The sequence below is a fragment of the Parafrankia sp. Ea1.12 genome (genome assembly GCF_900465275.1).
GTDB lineage: Bacteria > Actinomycetota > Actinomycetes > Frankiales > Frankiaceae > Parafrankia > Parafrankia soli.
The window spans coordinates 1-18,698 of record NZ_UBIZ01000261.1 but is presented as its reverse complement, the minus strand read 5'-3'; the positions used below and the strand labels follow the sequence as shown (position 1 = coordinate 18,698).

The window sequence follows — 18,698 nt, the reverse complement described above, 5'->3', positions numbered from 1 at the left end:
CGGGCAGGCGGTCCGCGCGGAGCCCCGCCCCCGCCCCCAGCGCCAGCGCCGGAGGCGGGGCCGGAGGGGCCGGAGGGGCCGGAGGGGCCGGAAGCGATAAGTATTCGCGCCAGCCCGGCCGCTATGCACGGCAGCCGAGGAACCGCGGCGGTTGAGTGACAGCCAGGACTCACTCACCCGCCACACATCGCCCGGCGGCGGGAGCCAGCGCGCATAACAGCTTGTGTCGCGTTGCACAGAAGGGTATGAATTGGGCATTTCGGGTGGCCCATGGGGGCATGGGGGGTCAGGAGGTGGTCGGCGGCGAGGGCGGAAACTCGGATGATCCTTCCGAAGCGATCTGTTGAGACGACCGGCCCGATCGGTCCAGTCACACAGGGTCTAACATTTCGCCCCGCCCGTTCCCGACCGGAAGAACAGGATGGCCCCCGACTCGGTACTCGACCTGCTCGCCGTGCAGATGGCACAGGACATCCTGCCGGCGCGGGTCCGTGACCTGCTCCTGGCCGCCCTGGACGGCGACGTCCCGCTCTCCGCGGAGTTGGCCCGGCGACGCGGAACCGCCGGTCCCGGCGAGCCGCCCACCACGAACGAGGCACGCACCACCGGCGGGCCCAGCACGACCGGCAGGCCCAGCACCGCCGGCGGGCCGGCCGTCCACCTGGAGTCGATCGGCGTACATGGGTTCCGTGGGATCGGGCCGCTCGCGGTGCTCCCCCTCCGGCCCGGGCCGGGTCTGACTCTCGTCACGGGACGTAACGGCTCGGGCAAGTCCAGCTTCGCGGAGGCCGCCGAGATCGCGCTGACAGGCGACACCCGCCGCTGGTCACGGCGGGCGGCCGTCTGGCGCGGCGGCTGGCGCAATCTGCACAGCACCGGGCCCGCGCGGGTCGAGATCACCTGCACGGTGGAGGGTCGACCCGGGCCGGTCACCGTCACCCGGACCTGGCCGGAGGGCGCCGGTCTGGACGAGGGCGCCGGCGAGATCCGCGCCTCGGACGGCGGGGCGTGGTCACCGTCCGGGTGGGACTGGGCTCTGTCCACCTACCGGCCGTTCCTGTCCTACGCCGAACTGGGCGATCTCCTCGGCGGACGTCCCAGCGCGATGTTCGATGCGCTGCACGCGATCCTCGGGCTGGACGAGATGGTCGACACGGCGCGGCGCCTGAGCTCGGCGCGCAGCCGGTTCACCGAGGCCGCGCGCCGCTCGCGGGAGGAGCACACCGCCCTGCTCGCGGCGCTGCGGCGCAGCACGGACCCGCGGGCAGTCGAGGCCGCCGACGCGTTGCGGGACGCCGCACGTCCCGATCTCGACCGAGCCTGGGCCGTCGCGGCGGGCCTGCCGGCGCCGAGCACCGCGCCACCCGCGAAGCCGACGGCACCGCGGGAGCCGACGTTGCTGCGGGAGCCGGCGGTGCTGCGGGAACTGCTGGGGCTGCGGGTGCCGGCGGAGTCCGACGTCCGGGAGCTCGCCGTGCGGCTGCGCGCGCTCGCGACCGAGGAGACGAGGCTGGCGGCGACGGCGGCCGGCGACGCGGCCCGCCTCACCGACCTGCTGGCCGCCGCACTCGACCACCACGAGCACCAGAACGCCGTCCACGCGGGTGGTCCGTCATCTGAGGGTCCCGAGGACGGCGATCGGGGCCGGGGTGGGAGCGGGAGCCGGCCGTGCCCGGTCTGCGGGGTCGGGCGGCTCGACGAGCGGTGGTGGCACGCGACACGGGCGGAGGTCACCCGCCAGCGGGAGCGGGCCGCGGCCGTGCTGGTCGTGCACGCCGGCCTCGCCGCCGCGCTGGCCGACGTCGCGCTGCTGCTCGCACCCGCCCCCGAGCCGCTGACCACCCCTGAGCCGCTGGCTCCCTCCGTGCCCCTGGCTCCCTCCGGGCCGCTGACCGCCGATGGGAGCACGGACGTGCTGGCCGCGCTGGCCGCGGCCGCGGGCATGGCCTGGCGCCGGTGGGCACGGCTGCGCGACGACTCCGACCCGCTGGCCGTCGCGGACGGGCTGGAGTCCGCCCACCCTCCGCTGCTGCGGGCGGTCGAGGCCCTGCGGGCGGCCGCCCGCGACGAGCTCGACCGCGCCGACGCCGACTGGCGTCCGCTCGCTGCCCGGGTCACCGCCTGGGTCGGGGCGGCGCGGGCGGTCGATGCCGACGCCGACGCGCTGGCCGACGTCCGACAGGCTCTTGACTGGCTGCGGGAGGCGACCCAGCGGCTGCGGGACGAGCGGATGCGGCCCTTCGCGCAGCGGTCGGCCCAGATCTGGTCGATGCTGCGCCAGGAGAGCAACGTCGACCTGGGCCCGGTGCGCCTCACCGGCAGTGCCAACCAGCGGCGTGTCGACCTCGACGTCACCGTCGACGGGGTGGACGGCGCCGCGCTCGGCGTGATGAGCCAGGGCGAGCTGCACGCGCTGGGGCTGGCGCTGTTCCTGCCCCGCGCGACCAGCGACGCGAGCCCGTTCCGTTTCCTCGTCATCGACGACCCGGTGCAGTCGATGGACCCGGCGAAGGTCGACGGGCTGGCCCGCGTACTCGCCCAGGTTGCCGAGACTCGGCAGGTCGTCGTCCTCACCCATGATGATCGGCTGGCCGACGCGGTGCGCCGGCTGCGGCTGCCGGCGACGGTGCTCGACGTGGTCCGTCGCGAGGGGTCGCTGGTGCGGCTGCGCGGGAACCTCGATCCGGTCGGGCGCCATCTCGCGGACGCGCGGGCGCTTGCCCGGACCGGTGACCTGCCCCGCGACCTGGCGATGATGCTCGTCCCGGCGATGTGCCGCTCGGCGGTGGAGACGGCGTGCAACGAGGTGGTCCGGCGGCGCCGGCTCGGTGCGGGGGCGCGCCACGCCGAGGTCGAGGCGGCGCTCGCGGCGGCGCACTCGGTGAGCGAGAAGGCCGCCCTGGCCCTGTTCGACGACGCGCGCCGGGCCCGCGGCGTCCTGCGCCGCCTCGACGGCCACGCGCCGTGGGCCGCCGACACGTTCCGGGCCGTCCGGGACGGCGTGCACGTCGGGTACGACGGCAACCTGCTGAGCCTGGTCCGCGACACCGGCCGGCTCACGGACCACATCCGGACCCTGGATTGACCCGCGGCCGGCGGCCGGCGTCGCCGCGGTCGCCTTCGCCTTCGCGGTCACCTTCGCCGCCGCAGTCGCCGTCGCCGTCGCCGGACCTGCGGCTGGACCCCGCGGTGGCGCTCGCCGAGGCCGACCGCCTACTACGGCGGGAGACCCCGGCGGCGGACGGGTCGTGGCCGCGGCTGTGCGCCTGGCTGCTGCGGCTCGCCGTGGAGCAGGCCGTCGACGAGGTGTGGCGGGCGCACGGCCGGCCGGAGCTCGTCCGGCTCTCGATGCGGGCCCAGCTGCTGGTGCTGCCGAGTTTCACCGATCCGGGTGCCGCGGACGAGGCCGGCGCCGCCTGGTACGCGCTGTCCCGGGCCGGCCATCAGCATGCCTACGAGCTGGCTCCCACCGCCGCCGAGCTGCGCCGCTGGCACCAGGACCTCTGCTCGCTCCTGCCCAGGCTGATGGCGGGGCGCGCACAGGCCGTCACGCCGGCGGAGGGTGGCCGGACGGGCGGATAGTGTGGGTCGGATCGGCTCAAGGAGGTCGCGCTGCCCACAACTCCCGCCCCGGCCTCTGGTCCCGCCCCGACCGCCGGTCCCGGCCCGACGTCCGGCCTGGTCCCCGGCCCGTCCTCCGGAATCGACCTGCACACCCATTCGACCGCGTCGGACGGGTCGGTCAGCCCGGCGGAGCTCGTCCGGCTCGCCGCCGCGACGGGCCTCGAGGTGCTCGCGCTGACCGACCACGACACCACCGGCGGGATCGACCGGGCCGCGGCGGCGCTACCTGCCGGTATGACGCTGGTGCCCGGTGCGGAGATCTCCTGCCGGGTCGCGGTGAACGGGCACCAGATCTCGATGCACGTCCTGGCCTACCTGTTCGACCGGGCCGAGCCCCGGTTCGCCGCCGTCCGGGCCCGGCTGCGGGAGGAGCGGGCCACGCACGCCCGCCGGATGGTGGAGCGGCTCGCCGCGGCCGGTCACCCGGTGCGCTGGGAGCGGGTCCAGGAGCTGGCCCGGGGCACCGTCGGACGTCCACACGTGGCGGCCGCGCTGGTGGAGGCGGGACTGGTACCCGACGTGAACAGCGCGTTCAGCCGCGAGTGGATCGGCGCGGGTGGGCGCTTCTGGGTCGAGAAGATCCAGCCGGACGTCCACGAGACGCTGCGGCTGATCCGGGACGCCGGGGGTGTGAGTGTGTTCGCGCACCCGTTCGCCACCTCCCGCGGCGAGACCGTCGGGCCCGACATCATCGCCGCCATGGCCCGGGACGGGCTGACCGGCGTCGAGGTGGACCACCCGGATCACACACCGTGGGCCCGGGCCCGGCTGCGGGAGATCGCCGCCGATCTCGGTCTGGTGACCACCGGCTCGAGCGACTTCCACGGCGACCGCGATCGGCGGGACCTCGGGTCGGAGACGACATCCAGGGACAGCTACGAGGCGCTGGTCGCGAAGGCCAGCGGGTCCAGCCCGATCCGGGCTTAGCGAACCCGGCGACGGGGCCGGCGGCCGTCCACCGCGGGGCGGCGGGCGGTCAGACGCCGGAGCCGCAGCCGGTGCCGGGCGCGGGCGTGGGTTCGGGACCGCCGAGCCGGCTCAGCAGATCCCCGAGGAGATCCTGCTCCTGCGGGGTGAAATGGTCGAGAACGTGCCGCGCCACACCTCGGAGGTGGGTTCCCGAGGCGTCCCTCAGCCGCTTCAGCCCCGCGTCGGTGAGCGTCGCCAGCGTGCCGCGGGCGTCCGACGGGCAGGAGCGGCGTTCCACCAGGCCCTCTCGCTCCAGGCGGTCGACCAGCCGGGTCAGCCCACTGCGGGACAGCAGCACCTTCTGCGCCAGCTCGCTCATCCGGAGCTGGTACCCAGGTGCCTCGGCAAGCTGCACGAGGACGTCGTAGGAGGCGAGCGGGAGCTGGTGCGCGGCCTCGAGCTCGGCTTCCAGGAGCCGCGTGGCGTGCGCGTGCGCCCGCAGGAGCTGCCGCCAGGCTCGCATGCCGCGGGCGTCCACCATCCATCTCGGCTCGGCCAGCCCGGATCCAGCCGGCCCAGACCCAGCCGGCTCGGACTGGGCCCGCCCGGGCTCGGATCTCCCGGACTCGGATCTCCCGGGTTCGGCCACCTTCTGCTCGGCCACGGTCGAATTCTCCCGCCCCACGTGGATCAGAGTACGACGAGTCGGTACGGTCCCGCCCGGATCTCAGGCGCCGTCAAGGGCCGACCGCACCACTGTGCCCGGCTGTACCCATGCGCCCGGCCGAACGTGCCACCCGGGTCCCCGCATTCCCGCACGCCGGGCACCGCCTGCCCCACCGTGTTCCGCCCCCCACTGCCGGGCCGGCCCAGCCGCCCATGCGCGGGCTATCGTGGAACGAGGTCGCACCCGGTACACGACCTACACGCGATCTGCGCAACGTGACCCGTCCACTCGCCCGTCCCGGCGGTACACACCCCGGCGGGCCGATCCCGAACACGACTGCGCCGGACCCGTCGAGCACGGTCCGGCACCCCGAGCCCCCGCAATGTCACAGCCCCCCCGCTATGCCACATCCGAGGTCGGCCACGACCGAGGATGTCGACCCGCGACCGAGGTTTCCCTTGCCACCAGCCCTGCCTTCGTCCGACGCCATCCAGTCCGCCCTCGCGACCGTGCTGGACCCGGAGATCGGACGGCCGATCACCGAACTGGACATGGTGGATTCGGTCCACGTTCGTGACGACGGATCTGTCGATGTGGTCGTCCTGTTGACCGTCTCCGGCTGCCCGATGCGGGATGAGATCACATCCCGGGTCACCCGCGCCGTCAGTGGTGTGGACGGCGCCCGGGACGTACGGGTGACCCTCGAGGTGATGACCGCCGAGCAGCGGACGGCCCTGCACGAGAAGCTGCGGGGCGGCACCCCGCAGCGGGTCATCCCCTTCGCGCAGCCCGGGTCGATGACCAGGGTCTACGGGGTGGCCAGCGGCAAGGGCGGCGTCGGCAAGTCGTCGGTCACCGTCAACCTGGCGGCCGCGATGGCCCGGTCGGGGCTCGCCGTCGGCGTCCTCGACGCGGACATCTACGGCCACTCCGTCCCCCGGATGCTGGGCATCGACCGCGCACCCACGCAGGTCGAAAAAATGATCATGCCACCGCAGGCCCACGGCGTGAAGGTCATCTCGACCGGCATGTTCACCCGCGGCAACCAGCCCGTCACCTGGCGCGGCCCGATGCTGCACCGAGCCCTCGAGCAGTTCCTCTCGGACGTCTTCTGGGGCGACCTCGACGTCCTGCTCCTCGACCTGCCGCCCGGCACCGGGGACATCGCGATCTCCCTGGCCCAGCTGGTTCCCTCGTCCGAGCTGCTACTGGTGACCACACCCCAGCTCGCCGCGACCGAGGTCGCCGAGCGCGCCGGGACGATCGCCGTCCAGACCCACCAGAACGTCGTCGGCGTGGTCGAGAACATGGCCTACATGCCGTGCCCGCACTGCGGCGAGCGCGTCGACGTGTTCGGCGAGGGCGGCGGCGCGGCCGTCGCCGAGCGGCTGACCAGGGTGCTCGGCCACGAGGTGCCGCTGCTCGCCCAGGTCCCGGTGGACGTCCGCCTCCGGCAGGGCGGCGACTCCGGCAAGCCGCTGGTCCTCTCCGACCCCGACTCCGAGGCCGGGAAGGCGCTGCGCGCCGTCGCCGAGCGGCTGACCTTCCGCTCCCGCGGCCTGTCCGGCCGCTCGCTGGACATCAGCCCCGCCCGCCGCTAGACGCTCTGCGGCGGGCGGGAGCATGCCGGCCGGCTGAACCAACGCCGGCTCGGCTGAAGCAAAGCCGACCCGACCGGACCGAGACGTTCCCCGCGCGGTGGAGGCCCGCCGCGCGGGGAACGCGACCGGGGACCGGATACGAGAAAGCCGCCGGGCAGGGGCTCGGCGGCTTTCTCGACAAAACGGATACCCAGGTCATCCCGACCCCGTCAGGACGGCCTTCGCGGCGACACGAACTGGGCGGACGCGCAAGGCCCCGCCGGTTACCAGCGGGGTCCTGCGGAGACTGGCGCATCCGGCGCCTGGGATGTCAGGTCGTGTCGGGGTCGAACGGGGGCGGGGTCGACGTCGACTCGGCCCTCTCCACACGCGCGGGCGCGGGCGGCGGCGAGCTGGCCGCGACAGCCGTGCCGCCAGCCGGGCTCGGCTTGGTCAGCGACGGCCGGTTCGCCGGCTTCGCGCCCGCCTTGGCCGCCGTGCTGCTCTCGGTGCCGGCCGGCAGGTGGGCCTTGGTCAGCGCGGGCGTGGCCGGCGGCTCGTCCTCACCCAGCAGCGAGTCGAACGAGGTGCGCTTGCCCGGGTAGGCCGGGAACAGCGAGTCGTCGTCGCCCTCGAAGAGGTGCTTACGGACGAAGGTCTTGGGATGCAGGTCCCGCAGGTCGAGGTCGGCCAGCTCGGGGCCCAGCTCGGACCGCAGGTCGTTGCGCATGCCGTTCGCCATCTGGCGGAACTGGCGCAGCATCCGGCCCGCGTCGCGGGCGGCCCTGGGCAGCCGATCGGGCCCGAAGACGAACAGCCCGATCAGGAGCAGTACGACTACCTCGCCCCACCCGACGCCGTTGAACACAACGGTCAGAGTACCCCGCCTGCCACCGCCGGCGAAGGGCTCGAACATGACGAACAGGTGTCCTGAGCGCCACTGCGACCTGGGCCGCCGGCCGCGTCGTCCGGGCGCGCGCACCCGACCAGGCGGTTCCGCCCCGGGACAGGCCTGCGTCCAGGCGCCTGGCCACCCCACCGATGTGCCACCGCGTGCCCCGCCGCGCAGGCACGGGGCCGGGGCAGGCACGGCCGGAGCGGTATCAGCCGGGCGACTGTTCCTGGAGGACCACCCGCGCCGTGCTCTCCACTCCGTTGCGCTGGAAGGTCACGGTCACCGTGTCGCCGACGTGGTGCAGCCGGGTGGCCGCGGTGAGATCGTTCGTGCTGGTGACGACCGTGTCGTCGACCCGGGTGATGATGTCGCCCGGCAGCAGCCCGGCCGCGGCCGCGGGGCCCGCCGGCTCGACGTCACGGATGATCGCGCCCGGGGTGGTGCCGCGCGCCCGGGCCTCGGCGGCGGTGACCGTGGCGGCCGACACTCCGGTGTAGGGGTGGGTCGCCCGCCCGGTGCGGATGATCTCGTCCGCCACCGACGCGGCGTAGTCGATGGGGATCGCGAACCCGACGCCGACGCTGCCCGACGGCGCCTGCCCGCCCGGCGCCGTCGCGATCGCCGTGTTCAGGCCGACGACCTGGCCACGGGCGTCGAGCAGCGGGCCACCGGAGTTCCCGGGATTGATCGCCGCGTCGATCTGGATCGCTCCGATGATCACGGATGCCCCGCCGCCCTCGGCGGGCACGGTCGGGTTCCGGTCGAGCGCGCTGACGATCCCCGTGGTGACCGTCCCCGAGAGTCCGAAGGGCGCACCGATCGCGATCACCGGAGCGCCGGCGACCAGCGACCCGGACCGTCCCAGCGTCGCCGCCGGCAGGCCGGAGGCCCCGGGGATGCGCAGCACCGCAAGATCCGAAGAGGCGTCCCGTCCGACGATCTCGGCGAGCACGGGCTCGGCGCCATCACTCATAGTGATCATTACCTGGCCACCCGCGTTCGCCGCCGGCGCGATGACATGGTTGTTGGTGAGTACGTAGCCCTCAGACCGAATGATCACCCCGGAGCCGTTCCCGCCCTCGGCCCCCGCCGTCACGTCGATGGTCACAACGGACGGCAGCACTCGCGCGACAACCCCGGCCACCGAGTCGGGGTCGATGACCGTCGGCGCGGCCTCGGCGGACGCCGTCGGCGACGACGTCCCCTCGGAGTCACCCAGCATCAGGCTCGTCACCCACCCACCGGTCGCTCCCCCCAGCAGTCCGGCGATCACAGCAGTGATCACGAGCGCCCGCCGGCCGTGGCGGATCTTCGGAGCGGCCGCGCGGTGGTGCGTCGCCGCGCTCGCGGCTCTCGCCGCGTCGGCCGTTGCTCTGGCCGCATCGGTCGTGGACGCACCAGACGTCGCCCCCCCTGCTGCGGAGACGGGTGCCGATTTCCCGGCGCCCGACGTCCCAGCCGCCGAGGTCGCTGGTACGGATGGGGCGGGCGTGACCGAGGAGGGCGCAGACCTACCGGATGGCGCAAGCTCCGAGGGCGGCGGCGTGGGCGGGCGCGGGGCGCGCCGCGGCCCCACCAGATCCACCAGCGGGTCGGCCAACGGCCGGCCGGCAACGCGCTGGTCGGCGTCCCGCGAGGTCGTCTCACGGCTGCCCTCCCGCGCGACGCTCCCCCGGGCACCGTCCCTGGAGACGGCCTCACGACTGGTCTCCCGCGAGACCGGTGCCCGACCCGTCTCCCGCGAGACCGCCTCCCGGCTGCCCTCCCGCGAAACACTCCCCCGAGCGCTCTCCCGCGAGACCGCCTCCCGGCTGCCCTCCCGCGCGACGCTCCCTCGGGTGCCCTCCCGCGAGACGGCCTCACGGCTGCTCTCCCGCGAAACACTCCCCCGAGCGCTCTCCCGCGAGACCGCCTCCCGGCTGCCCTCCCGCGCGACGCTCCCTCGGGTGCCCTCCCGCGAGACGGCCTCACGGCTGCTCTCCCGTGGGACGGCCTCCCTCGAAGCCGACGGCAGCGGGCCCTGCGGTGGCGGAACCGAAGGCCGCGAGCTCTCCCGCGCAACCGCTGGCCGCGGCTGCGCCGTCACACGCGCCTTCGCGGCGGTGCCCGGATCGGAGCCTCCCCGGGCAGCCGGCGCGCCAGGGGCCGATCCCGCTCCTGGCGCGGGCCCCGTGCCGGAAGCGGCGCCCGTGCCCTGAACGCCACGCCCACCACCGTCACGCTCCGGCGCGCCCGCGCGGGACGCGGTGTCACGCCGACCCGGATCCCCGGTAGGCGACGCGATCGGCGTGCGGGCCACGCTTTCGGGGCCCACGGAGCCAGTCCGCGCGGCGGCGTCCCGGCTGGCGGCGCCGTTCTGAGAGGACGAGCCATTCCGCCCGGCAGCATCCCGGGTAGCGGAACCGTTCTGAGAAGACGAGCCGTTCTGGGCGGCACGGCCTTCCCGGACGAGCGGAGTCTTCGCGGCAGCGGCACCATCCGACGCCCCCGGGGGGACGGCGCCCTGCCGGCCCGCCGGCCCCTTCGGCGCGGCGGCTGCCTCCCGTGCGGCCGTAGCCCGACTGGGCGCCTCCCGGCTGGATGCCTCCCGATCGGCTGGTTCCCGGCCGGATGTCGCGCGAGCGGCCGGGCCCCGTGGGCCGGCACCGTCCCGTTCCCCGCCGACGCGCCTGGTCGTCTCGTCGCGTGTGCCGCCGGTGGCCCCGGCGTTACCCGTCGTGGACGAGCTCCCCGTGCTGGACGAGCTCCCCGTGCTGGACGGGCGGCCTGTGCTGGACGGGCGGCCTGTGGTCGGCGCGCTCCCGCGTGTGGTGGCCCGGACCGGCTCGACGAAGGGTGGCCGTTCCGCCGCCGACGCGGGGCGGCGCGGCGCGTCCGCCCGGGCTTCGGGGCCGGGGCGACGCTCCGTCGCAGGGCGACGCTCCGGCCCGTGCAGCGGCAGGGACGCCGGGACCGGTCGGCTCACGCCTCCCGACGACGGGACGGTGCCCTCCGCCGCCCGCGAGCGGGGTGCGGGCACGGGCACTGACGGGGCTTTTGCCTTGTCCGTGCCAGGACGGGCATCGGTGGTCTGGTCGTCGCCGGTGGTGTCCACATGCCCTCCCCGATGTGCTCGGCTCGCGGCGCTGCGGACCGTCGGCGGCTCATGCACCACCGCGGCCCGCGAGACCGAGCGGACAACACGGTAGAGGTTCACGGAGCGGCACAGCAGGGCCACCAGACACCAAATCCGCCGGCACAGGCCGCCGAGACCACTCATCGTGAGGGAGTCGGCGCGTTCACGCACTCTGCGGTTACCCACCTGCCCTTTTCGGCAGTGAAAAAGCCCGGTGGACGACCTTCGCGTTAGCCCGATCGGGCCATCAAATGATCACTCATGGCGCCGCGGAGGAACGATCGCGGCGCCACGGAGGGCTCGAGGAGGGCCCGTCGAGAGCTGTCGGGAGCTAGGGACGCCGCGGGAAGGACACCGAGGCGATCATCTGGACCGAGCGGGGAACACCGGCCGCCGGTGCCTTCGCCGGGATCACGGTCGCGACCGTGGGGACCGAGCCCTGGTCGGGCCGCCGGGGCGCCGCGCGCCCGTCCGCGAGCGCCGCGCCGCTGACCGCGAGGAGCATGAACGCGGCCGACCCGACGAGCGTCCGCCGCATCCGGCCGTGCCGGCGCGGCCGGGGGGTTGTGATCGCCGGGCGGCCGTGCCCGGCGGCGCGCACGGCGACCTCGGCACCGGCCAGAGCCGCGCCGCACCCCTGTGAGCTGGAAGCGAGGCGAGCGGACCCGGCCGGGACCCGGGACGACGCGGCCCCCGGTGGACGTTTGACCAGCAAGGCTGATCGGCCCGCGGAGGCTCCTGGCCGGGACGGCGACCCGCCCGGTCGAGCGGGGCGACCGGTGCGGACCAGGCCCGCCTGGCGCGCCGGCGAGACGGCCGGACGGACCGACCTGCGCGGAGCGGATCCCTCGGCGACGAAACCGCTGGCCATCGCGGGCATCCTGCGCGGGGCGGGCGGCGCGGGCCGCGCGACCTGGTACTCGCGAGCACCGAGGCTGAGCAGGGTCGAGGTCAACGTGCTGGGGAGGGTGGGAGTCGCCAGGGCGGAGAGCCGGGCCTTGAGCCTGCGCTGCTCGGCTACCTCCGCCTGACAGTCGGAGCAGCACGCAAGGTGTGCCAGCGCGCGATCCCTCTCGTCGTGGCTGAGCTGCCCGTCGACCAGGGGGGTGAGGCGCTCACCGAGATGGCTGCTCACGCCCGCCGCTCCCGAGGAGCACCGCCCTCGGCTCCGACGGCACTGCTCACCGGACCTCGGCGGCGGTCGGTCCGGCGACCACGGCGCCCCGACCTGTCCGGTTCGGCCGCGGCGGCGTCGACCGCGAGCTGGCTCTCACCCGGACTCGTGGCGCCCACCGGCGGCCGTTCCCAGGAACCGCTGGTCTCCGCCTGGGCCGGGGACGGCCCCGTGGCCGGGCCCACCGCGGCGTTCGAGACTCCGTCGTCGCCCGCCATCGCCATCCCGCGCGGGGCGCGGTCGGCGAGCGCGGCGCGCAGCATCGCCCGCCCCCGGGAGATCCGGCTGCGGACGGTGCCGAGCTTGACCCCGAGCGTCTGTGCGATCTCCTCGTAGGAGAGCTGCTCGATGTCGCACAGCACGACCGCGGCACGGAAGTCCGGCGGCAGCGCGGCGAGAGCGGCCTCGACGTCGGCGTCCAGATGGCTCTCGGCGTAGACGGCCTCCGGGCTCGCCTCACGGCCGGCCAGGCGCTCGGTGTCCTCCGGCAGGGCGTCAAACCTGATCTTCTGCTGGCGGCGCATCCGGTCCAGGAACAGGTTGGTCGTGATGCGGTGCAGCCACCCCTCGAAGGTGCCGGGGGTGTAGTCGGCCAGCGAGCGGAACACCCGGACGAAGACGTCCTGGGTGAGGTCCTCGGCGTCGTGCGCGTTGCCCGTCAGGCGATAGGCAAGGCGGTACACCCGGTTGCCGTGCTCCCTGACCACGTCCTCCCAGGACGGAGGCACCCAACCAGCTACTTCTGGGGTGGCGGCCGCGTCGGGGACGGCCGAACCAGCCCCGAGCTCCTGCGCCGCCACAGCCGCCTCTCGGTCGGTTCGCGACGAACGTACCCGACGCGCCGGCCAGGGAGCGGCGAATCCCGCTGCGGACACCGATGTTTCTCCCCTCGACCCAGTCGACACGGGCGCACTGACAAGACGAACGTTCCTGTCTTGTCTCCCGTTCCCGTAGGCTGCGGATGTCATGCCGGACATCGACATCGCCGCACGGGAATCTGCCGTCGCCTACGCCGAGGGCTTCCTCGTGGAAGACCCCGTTCTTCGTGCTGCCCGCGCCCGCGCCGAGGAGGTCGGGATCGCCCCGGTCAGCCCCGGCGCCGGGGCGGTGCTCCGCTTCCTCGCCGCATCCGTCGGCGCCCGCGCAGTCGTCGAGATCGGCACGGGTACCGGTGTGTCCGGAACGTGGCTCCTCCGCGGGATGCGTCCTGACGGAACCCTGACCACGATCGACGTCGAGGCCGAGCACCTGCGGCTCGCCCGCCGCATCTACGCCGACGCCGGGATGGCCCCCGGCCGCTCCCGGCTGATCACCGGGCGGGCCCTCGAGGTGCTTCCCCGGCTCACCGACGGCGCCTACGACCTGGTGTTCTGCGACGCCGACCGGCGGGAGAGCACCGAGTACCTGACCCAGGCGCTCCGCCTGCTCCGTCCCGGCGGGATCGTGGCGTTCACCGGAATCCTCGCGGGCGGGCAGACCGGCGACCCGGCCACCCGCGTCCAGGATTCCGTGGCCGTCCGGGAGCTGGCGACCGCCGTCCGGGACGACGTTCGCCTCACCCAGATGCTGCTCACGACCGGGGACGGTCTGCTGGTGGCGGTCGTGGCGAAGTCCTCCCCCGTCGGCTGATCGCCCCGCCGACGGCACCGGGATCGGTGCATTAGACCGGTATTACCGATTAGTCTCTGTGGGCCGGGCGCTACGCCCGTGCCGTCGGCAGCGCGTCCCAGTCCCTGCCCACACGGATCCTGCCCAACCGGACGACCCGCGTGCCGACGAGCACTGGCCGAGCGATGGCCGCCAGGCCGCTCCGGGCGTCCAAGGGGGACGTCCGAAGTAGACCTGCGCGGCCCAGAACACCCGGCGGTACGGCATCCCGACGCGACGAGCGCGGGGTGCCGCCACGCCGACCGGCGCGAGCCGTTCGGTGACGGTCGAGGCCGGGAGTGGACGTCGTGCGGAGTGACGTGGCGCGGAGTGAGGTGGATCGTCGTCGTTTCGACGACGACTTCGGCTACCGCGGCTCCGCGTACCACGATGCCGACTACGACGGTGCCGGGTATGACGGTGCCGGGTACGACGATCCCGAGTTCCGCGGCCCCGGGTATCCGAACCCTGAGCACCGCGACTCCGGCCGCCACGATCCCGGCCGCCACGACCCTGGCCATCACGACCCTGGCCATCACGACGCGGGCTACGACGACCGCGACTATCGCGACCCCGGGTACCCCGGCTCCGGCTCCGGCCCGCGCCGTCCCGCCTCTCGCCCCGACGACACCGGGCACCGGCCCGGCAGCTCGTACCGGGACGACGCCGGACACCGGGATGACACCGGGGGCCGGGCCGACAGCGGGTACCGGGGCGATTCCGGTCCCGACGGGCCCGGGCTGCGGAACGACGGCACCCGGCAGCGCGGCCAGTCCGGTCGGGCTGATCGGGCCGGTCGCACCGACCCGACCGGCCGAAGCGGCTACCCCGACCGATCCGGCGGACCCGCCCGCCCCGGCTACCCCGACCGATCCGATGATGCCCTGCGTGCCACCCATCCGGGCCGCGACCGACACCCCGGCGGCCACGGCGCGCGGCCGGGGTTTCCGGCCGCGGGCGGCTTCGCGCAGCGGCCGCCCGCACCGCCGCAGCCACCACCGCCGCCGCGCCGGGAGAACTGGCTCGGCTGGGTGGCGTTCCTGCTCGGAATCGCGGTGCTCTCCGGCGCGGCCGGCTACACGCTGAACCGGGTGACCAGCGGGTCGGGTACCCCCACCGCGGGCCCGACCACCGGCGAGCAGCCCGCGAGCACGACCGACCCTGCGGCCGGCGGCTCGGGGCAGGGCACGGGGCCGACAGCCGAGCAGGTCGCGATCCTGCTCGCCAACCAGGGCCTGCCGCTACGGACGACGGTCGTCTACACGGCGCAGAACGACCCCGACCGCCTCCTGGGACGTCCCGGCGGGTACTCCAGCCGGCTCGCCTTCACCGACGAACGCATCAGCGCCAGCGAGATCGCGGGCGCGCCGGCGGACGCCATCGAGCGCGGCGGTGCCATCGAGGTCTTCGTCGATCCCGCCTCCGCCGCGGGCCGCGGCGCCGCCCTGCGCGCACCCGCCGGTGGTGACCTCTCCAAGGAGTACACCTACGTGCGCGGGACGATCGTGCTGCGGCTCTCGCTGATCCTTCCGGAGGAGATGGCTGGCGGGTACGAGACCGCCCTCGCCGCGGTTGCCGGGCAGCCGTCGCAGCCCGGGCAGCCGTCCTAGTGCGTCCTGGCGTCGCGGTGTCCGGCGCGTGGCCGGCGACGGCTCGGTCGACGTTTGCGTGGGTGCCCTGGAGGGGGAGGCGTACGGCATGAACATCCGCGAGTTCTACGACGCCGATCCCCGCCGCCGGGCGTCCGAGGAGATCACATTCGGGGACGGCTGGACCACGGCGGACGACGAACACTCGACCTACCGGCTGAACTGGGTGGTCGACACCGGTGAGATCTACTCGGTGCGCGAGCCGCACCCCGGCGGCATCCTGGCCCGCTACCTCGATCAGTTCCGCGTGGACCAGGCCGACGTGGACGAGCTTCTCGTGGACGTCCTCGCCGACACCGACCGGTACGCCGTCGAGGCCGCGCTCGCCGGCTGGCCCGCGGTCATGCCGGAGAAGGACAGCCTGAGCTGGGCCCGGCGCCAGCTCGCGGCACTGGGCTCCGCCAGCCCCTCCGAACGCTGACGGCCCGCTCCCCCGCCGGGCCCGCCCGCTGGCCGGCGGAACCGCGGACACCATGCGGCGTCCGCGGTTCCGCCGAACCGCGGACGCGCTCCGTCAGGTGGGCTGTTCGCCTGCCGGGGCTCCGGCGAGGTAGGCGATCAGGGTGCGCACTCCCCACCCGGTCCCGCCGCGGCTGATCTCGCCGTCGTCGGAGTCCGCGCGGGCCGTGCCGGCGATGTCGAAGTGCGCCCAGGGCAGACCCGCGGTGAACTCCCTGAGGAACAGCGCGGCGGTGATCGACCCGCCGTTGACGTCCAGCGCACGGCCGATGTTCGCCAGGTCGGCGACCGGCGAGTCGATGGCCGGCCGGTACTCCTCGGTCAGCGGCAGCCGCCAGACCCGCTCCCCCGCGCGGCCGGCCGCGTCGGCGAGCTCGCCGGCCAGCGTGTCGTCGGAGGAGAACAGGCCAGCGGTGCGCCGACCGAGCGCGACGGTGATCGCGCCGGTGAGCGTGGCCAGGTCGACGATCTGGTCGGGGGCGAGGGTGGCGGCGGCGTAGGCCAGGCCGTCGGCGAGCACCAACCGGCCCTCGGCGTCGGTGTTGAGTACCTCGACCGTCGTTCCGCCCCAGCAGGTGATCACGTCTCCGGGCCGGACGGCGGACGCGCCGATCATGTTCTCGGCGAGGCAGAGCAGCGCGGTGACCTTGCCGGGAACTTCCAGCTCGGCCAGCGTGACCATGGCGCCGAGCACGGCAGCCGCGCCGGACATGTCGGTCTTCATGCTGGCCATGGAGACCGACGGCTTGAGCGACAGCCCGCCGGAGTCGAAGGTGATCCCCTTGCCGACCAGCACCCGGTGGCCGGGAGTCCTCCCGCCGGGCGCGGACGGGCCGTCGTAGGTCAACGTCACCAGACAGGGCGGGCGCGGGGAGCCCCCGCCCACCGCGACCAGCCCGCCGAAGCCCTGGCTGACCAGGTCGGAGTGGTCGAGCACGGTGACGCCCAGGCCGGCCTGGGACGCGGCTCGCACCGCCTGGTCCGCCAGCCAGCGTGGCGTCTTCACGAGGCTCGGCATGTTGATCAGATCACGGGCGAGGCACACGCCATCCGCCACGGCGCGCGCCCGGCGCACCGCCTCGATCAGCGCCGGGTTCTCGGCGCGCTCCGTGCGCAGGACGAGGATCCGCTCGGCTCGCGGACCGGCCGGCGGCTCGTCGGGAGCTGACTCGGCGGACTCCGCGGACTCGGGAGCCGGCTCGGTGCCCGCCTCGTGGGTCGTACCGGTGACGGCGTCCTCCGGGGTGGCACCGGTGACGGCGTCTGCCGGGCGGTAGGAGCCCAGCACGAAGCCCTCGACGAACGCGTAGATCTGCTCGGCGTCGGGTTCGGCGACGACGAAGGGCCGCCCCCGCGTTCCCCCGCGCCGCGCGAGAGCCGCGCCGGCCGAACGCCAGTCGGCGGTCTCACCGGCGCCCACGCCGAGCAGGAACAACCGCCACGGCCGCTCGGAGCGCGACAGCGGCACGACGAGGACACCGCCCGCGTCGCCCCGGAAGGCCTCGTTCTCGATCAGGCGGTCCGGGTCCGCGCCGACGCGCGCGCAGGCGCTCCGGCCCTGCTCGCCGACGACCGCGGCACCATCGACACTGGTGACCACGACGGCGAGCACGGAACAGTCCCAGCCGACCGCGGCGCCGGCCGTACCCTCGGCAGCACCACCAGCGCCGGCAGTACCGACCGCTCCGGCACTACCGGGCGAGCCGGCAACACCGGGCGCGCCAACGGAGCCGGCCGGCGGCGCCGGTTCGCCCGGCGCCCCGCCGGTATCGTCCCGGACCGGCGGCTCGCCCGGCTCGGGCCCACCAACTGACGGCGGGTGCTCGGTGGATGTGAGGATGACGAGGGGGGCGCGGTACCTCGAGTCGATGAGGTCGGCGTCCTGGGCGGGAGCGGCGGTCGTCACGCGGACGCCTCCGCCCCGCGGACCCGTCCGCCGGGCCGGGGGTAGGTGACCACCGAGCCTAACCGACCGCGATCTTGAGAGCGTCTCCCAGCGCGCTCGCCTCGTCGGCTGTGAGTTCGACGACGAGTCGGCCGCCCCCTTCGAGCGGGACGCGCATGACAATGCCGCGCCCCTCCTTGGTGACCTCGAGCGGACCGTCACCCGTCCGCGGCTTCATGGCCGCCATCGGTGCACCTCTTCCTGCCGTCGGACCTGCGTCTGACGACGATTATCCCGGAGACCGACCCGCAAACCGAAACACGTCCCTGCGGGGAATCACAACGGTCACGGAGAGGTAGTGGTTTCGGTGGCCCGAGAGGGCCTCTGGCGGCTCCGAACGAGGGACTCTGGTGTGATTCACTACGGTTACCCACGGCCATTTTCCCCGGACGGCGAGGCCTCGGGGCCGTGAGTGTCCCCTCGTGTGGCATCCGCCCGCTCCGGGGCAGGCCGTTCCGGATCAAGCTTTTCCAGATCATGCCGGGTCGAATCATGCTGTGCGGCAGGATCCCGCACCGCCTCGGTCCCGGCGGGCTCCGTCTGGACATCGCCGGGCCGGGCCATGTCGGCGTCGGTGTCGGCGTCAAGGTCGGCGTCGAGGTCGGCGGCTGGGCCGGGGTGCGCGTCGTCGTCACCGCCGACGCCGAGATGCGCGAACTCCGCGAGCCGGACGAGCTCGTCGTCCCGGCGGGCGAGCTCCTCGTCACGCCAGGCGATCTCGTAGGCGAGGCGGGCCAGGACGGCGTCGACCTCGGCCATCCGGTAGCCGCGGGCCGCCATGCCGAACCGGACGTCCGCCACGTCGTCGGCCGCCACGGAACGCGCGCCGAGGCCGGTGTGCGGTCCGTCGGGCACGGCCGGCGCCATCCGGTCGAACCGGCCGACGGCCAGCGCGGCGACGGCGAAGACGACCACCGCGACAAGCACGATCTCCACTGCGAGCACCACGCCGTCGATCGTGCCATGCCCGGGTGGGCCGAGCGGATCCACCCGCCGCCCCCGGGGCGATCCCGCCGGCCCACCCGGGCATGGCA

At 74.6% G+C, this 18,698-nt stretch carries 16 protein-coding genes; 8 read left to right on the top strand and 8 right to left on the bottom strand.

Annotated features, from left to right (window positions below):
* The first annotated feature begins 421 nt into the window (after positions 1-421).
* The 3 genes from FMEAI12_RS11595 (at position 422) to FMEAI12_RS11585 (ending at position 4,551) form a co-directional block, all read left to right on the top strand.
* A complete protein-coding gene (locus FMEAI12_RS11595; protein WP_112106019.1) occupies positions 422-3,085 on the top strand; it encodes an ATP-binding protein in 2,664 nt (887 codons plus the stop codon).
* Between the two features lie 104 nt (positions 3,086-3,189).
* Positions 3,190-3,582 (top strand): hypothetical protein, encoded by a 393-nt coding sequence (locus tag FMEAI12_RS11590; RefSeq protein WP_235013910.1) that lies wholly within the window; start codon positions 3,190-3,192, stop codon positions 3,580-3,582.
* A gap of 120 nt (positions 3,583-3,702) precedes the next feature.
* The gene (locus tag FMEAI12_RS11585) at positions 3,703-4,551 is read left to right on the top strand and encodes a PHP domain-containing protein (protein ID WP_112106017.1); all 849 of its coding nucleotides are present in this window, start codon (positions 3,703-3,705) and stop codon (positions 4,549-4,551) included.
* A gap of 49 nt (positions 4,552-4,600) precedes the next feature.
* Here the strand turns inward: FMEAI12_RS11585 and FMEAI12_RS11580 are convergent, their stop codons facing one another.
* The gene (locus FMEAI12_RS11580) at positions 4,601-5,074 is read right to left on the bottom strand and encodes a MarR family winged helix-turn-helix transcriptional regulator (RefSeq protein WP_071059323.1); all 474 of its coding nucleotides are present in this window, start codon (positions 5,072-5,074) and stop codon (positions 4,601-4,603) included.
* A gap of 584 nt (positions 5,075-5,658) precedes the next feature.
* Between FMEAI12_RS11580 and FMEAI12_RS11575 the strand changes: the two genes are divergently transcribed.
* Complete coding sequence (locus FMEAI12_RS11575; protein ID WP_071059322.1) at positions 5,659-6,801, top strand: Mrp/NBP35 family ATP-binding protein; 1,143 nt, start codon at positions 5,659-5,661, stop codon at positions 6,799-6,801.
* A 310-nt stretch (positions 6,802-7,111) separates the two neighbouring features.
* Here FMEAI12_RS11575 and tatB read toward each other — a convergent pair whose 3' ends face one another.
* Together tatB and FMEAI12_RS11565 are read right to left on the bottom strand one after the other, a co-directional pair.
* On the bottom strand, positions 7,112-7,648 hold the full coding sequence (tatB, locus tag FMEAI12_RS11570) for a Sec-independent protein translocase protein TatB (protein ID WP_041255473.1): 537 nt from the start codon (positions 7,646-7,648) through the stop codon (positions 7,112-7,114).
* Positions 7,649-7,883: 235 nt separating this feature from the next.
* A complete protein-coding gene (locus FMEAI12_RS11565; RefSeq protein WP_235013908.1) occupies positions 7,884-8,960 on the bottom strand; it encodes a S1C family serine protease in 1,077 nt (358 codons plus the stop codon).
* On the opposite strand from FMEAI12_RS11565, the gene FMEAI12_RS36185 reads away from it, so the two are divergent.
* The gene (locus tag FMEAI12_RS36185) at positions 8,953-9,873 is read left to right on the top strand and encodes a hypothetical protein (protein ID WP_131622279.1); all 921 of its coding nucleotides are present in this window, start codon (positions 8,953-8,955) and stop codon (positions 9,871-9,873) included. The two genes, FMEAI12_RS11565 and FMEAI12_RS36185, sit on opposite strands and share 8 nt — an antisense overlap.
* Positions 9,874-11,121: 1,248 nt before the next feature.
* Here FMEAI12_RS36185 and FMEAI12_RS11560 read toward each other — a convergent pair.
* Both FMEAI12_RS11560 and sigE read right to left on the bottom strand, forming a co-directional pair.
* Complete coding sequence (locus FMEAI12_RS11560) at positions 11,122-11,925, bottom strand: anti-sigma factor (protein ID WP_071059320.1); 804 nt, start codon at positions 11,923-11,925, stop codon at positions 11,122-11,124.
* Positions 11,922-12,839, bottom strand: coding sequence for an RNA polymerase sigma factor SigE (sigE, locus tag FMEAI12_RS11555; protein ID WP_112106015.1), 918 nt, complete (start codon positions 12,837-12,839; stop codon positions 11,922-11,924). The genes FMEAI12_RS11560 and sigE overlap by 4 nt, the downstream gene beginning before the upstream one ends.
* A gap of 91 nt (positions 12,840-12,930) precedes the next feature.
* On the opposite strand from sigE, the gene FMEAI12_RS11550 reads away from it, so the two are divergent.
* The 3 genes from FMEAI12_RS11550 to FMEAI12_RS11540 all read left to right on the top strand — a co-directional run bounded on the left by FMEAI12_RS11550 (position 12,931) and on the right by FMEAI12_RS11540 (position 15,681).
* Complete coding sequence (locus FMEAI12_RS11550) at positions 12,931-13,593, top strand: O-methyltransferase (RefSeq protein WP_020458528.1); 663 nt, start codon at positions 12,931-12,933, stop codon at positions 13,591-13,593.
* A 353-nt stretch (positions 13,594-13,946) separates the two neighbouring features.
* Positions 13,947-15,221: a hypothetical protein gene (locus tag FMEAI12_RS36590; RefSeq protein ID WP_160144259.1), complete on the top strand. Its 1,275-nt coding sequence runs from the start codon at positions 13,947-13,949 to the stop codon at positions 15,219-15,221.
* A gap of 88 nt (positions 15,222-15,309) precedes the next feature.
* Positions 15,310-15,681 (top strand): hypothetical protein, encoded by a 372-nt coding sequence (locus tag FMEAI12_RS11540; RefSeq protein ID WP_071059444.1) that lies wholly within the window; start codon positions 15,310-15,312, stop codon positions 15,679-15,681.
* 93 nt (positions 15,682-15,774) lie between these two features.
* Here the strand turns inward: FMEAI12_RS11540 and FMEAI12_RS11535 are convergent, their stop codons facing one another.
* From FMEAI12_RS11535 to FMEAI12_RS11525, 3 genes are all read right to left on the bottom strand, one after another.
* On the bottom strand, positions 15,775-17,625 hold the full coding sequence (locus FMEAI12_RS11535; RefSeq protein WP_112106014.1) for a leucyl aminopeptidase: 1,851 nt from the start codon (positions 17,623-17,625) through the stop codon (positions 15,775-15,777).
* Positions 17,626-17,683: 58 nt separating this feature from the next.
* Positions 17,684-17,851 (bottom strand): DUF3117 domain-containing protein, encoded by a 168-nt coding sequence (locus FMEAI12_RS11530; RefSeq protein ID WP_006544345.1) that lies wholly within the window; start codon positions 17,849-17,851, stop codon positions 17,684-17,686.
* 179 nt (positions 17,852-18,030) lie between these two features.
* A partial coding sequence (locus FMEAI12_RS11525; protein WP_235013906.1) for a DivIVA domain-containing protein occupies positions 18,031-18,698 on the bottom strand: 668 nt, incomplete at its 5' end.

Coding starts and splice junctions, on each gene's coding strand:
- FMEAI12_RS11595 (WP_112106019.1), top strand. CDS start 422: ATGGCCCCCGACTCGGTACTCGACCTGCTCGCCGTGCAGATGGCACAG.
- FMEAI12_RS11580 (WP_071059323.1), bottom strand. CDS start 5,074: ATGGTGGACGCCCGCGGCATGCGAGCCTGGCGGCAGCTCCTGCGGGCG.
- FMEAI12_RS11550 (WP_020458528.1), top strand. CDS start 12,931: ATGCCGGACATCGACATCGCCGCACGGGAATCTGCCGTCGCCTACGCC.
- FMEAI12_RS11540 (WP_071059444.1), top strand. CDS start 15,310: ATGAACATCCGCGAGTTCTACGACGCCGATCCCCGCCGCCGGGCGTCC.
- FMEAI12_RS11530 (WP_006544345.1), bottom strand. CDS start 17,851: ATGGCGGCCATGAAGCCGCGGACGGGTGACGGTCCGCTCGAGGTCACC.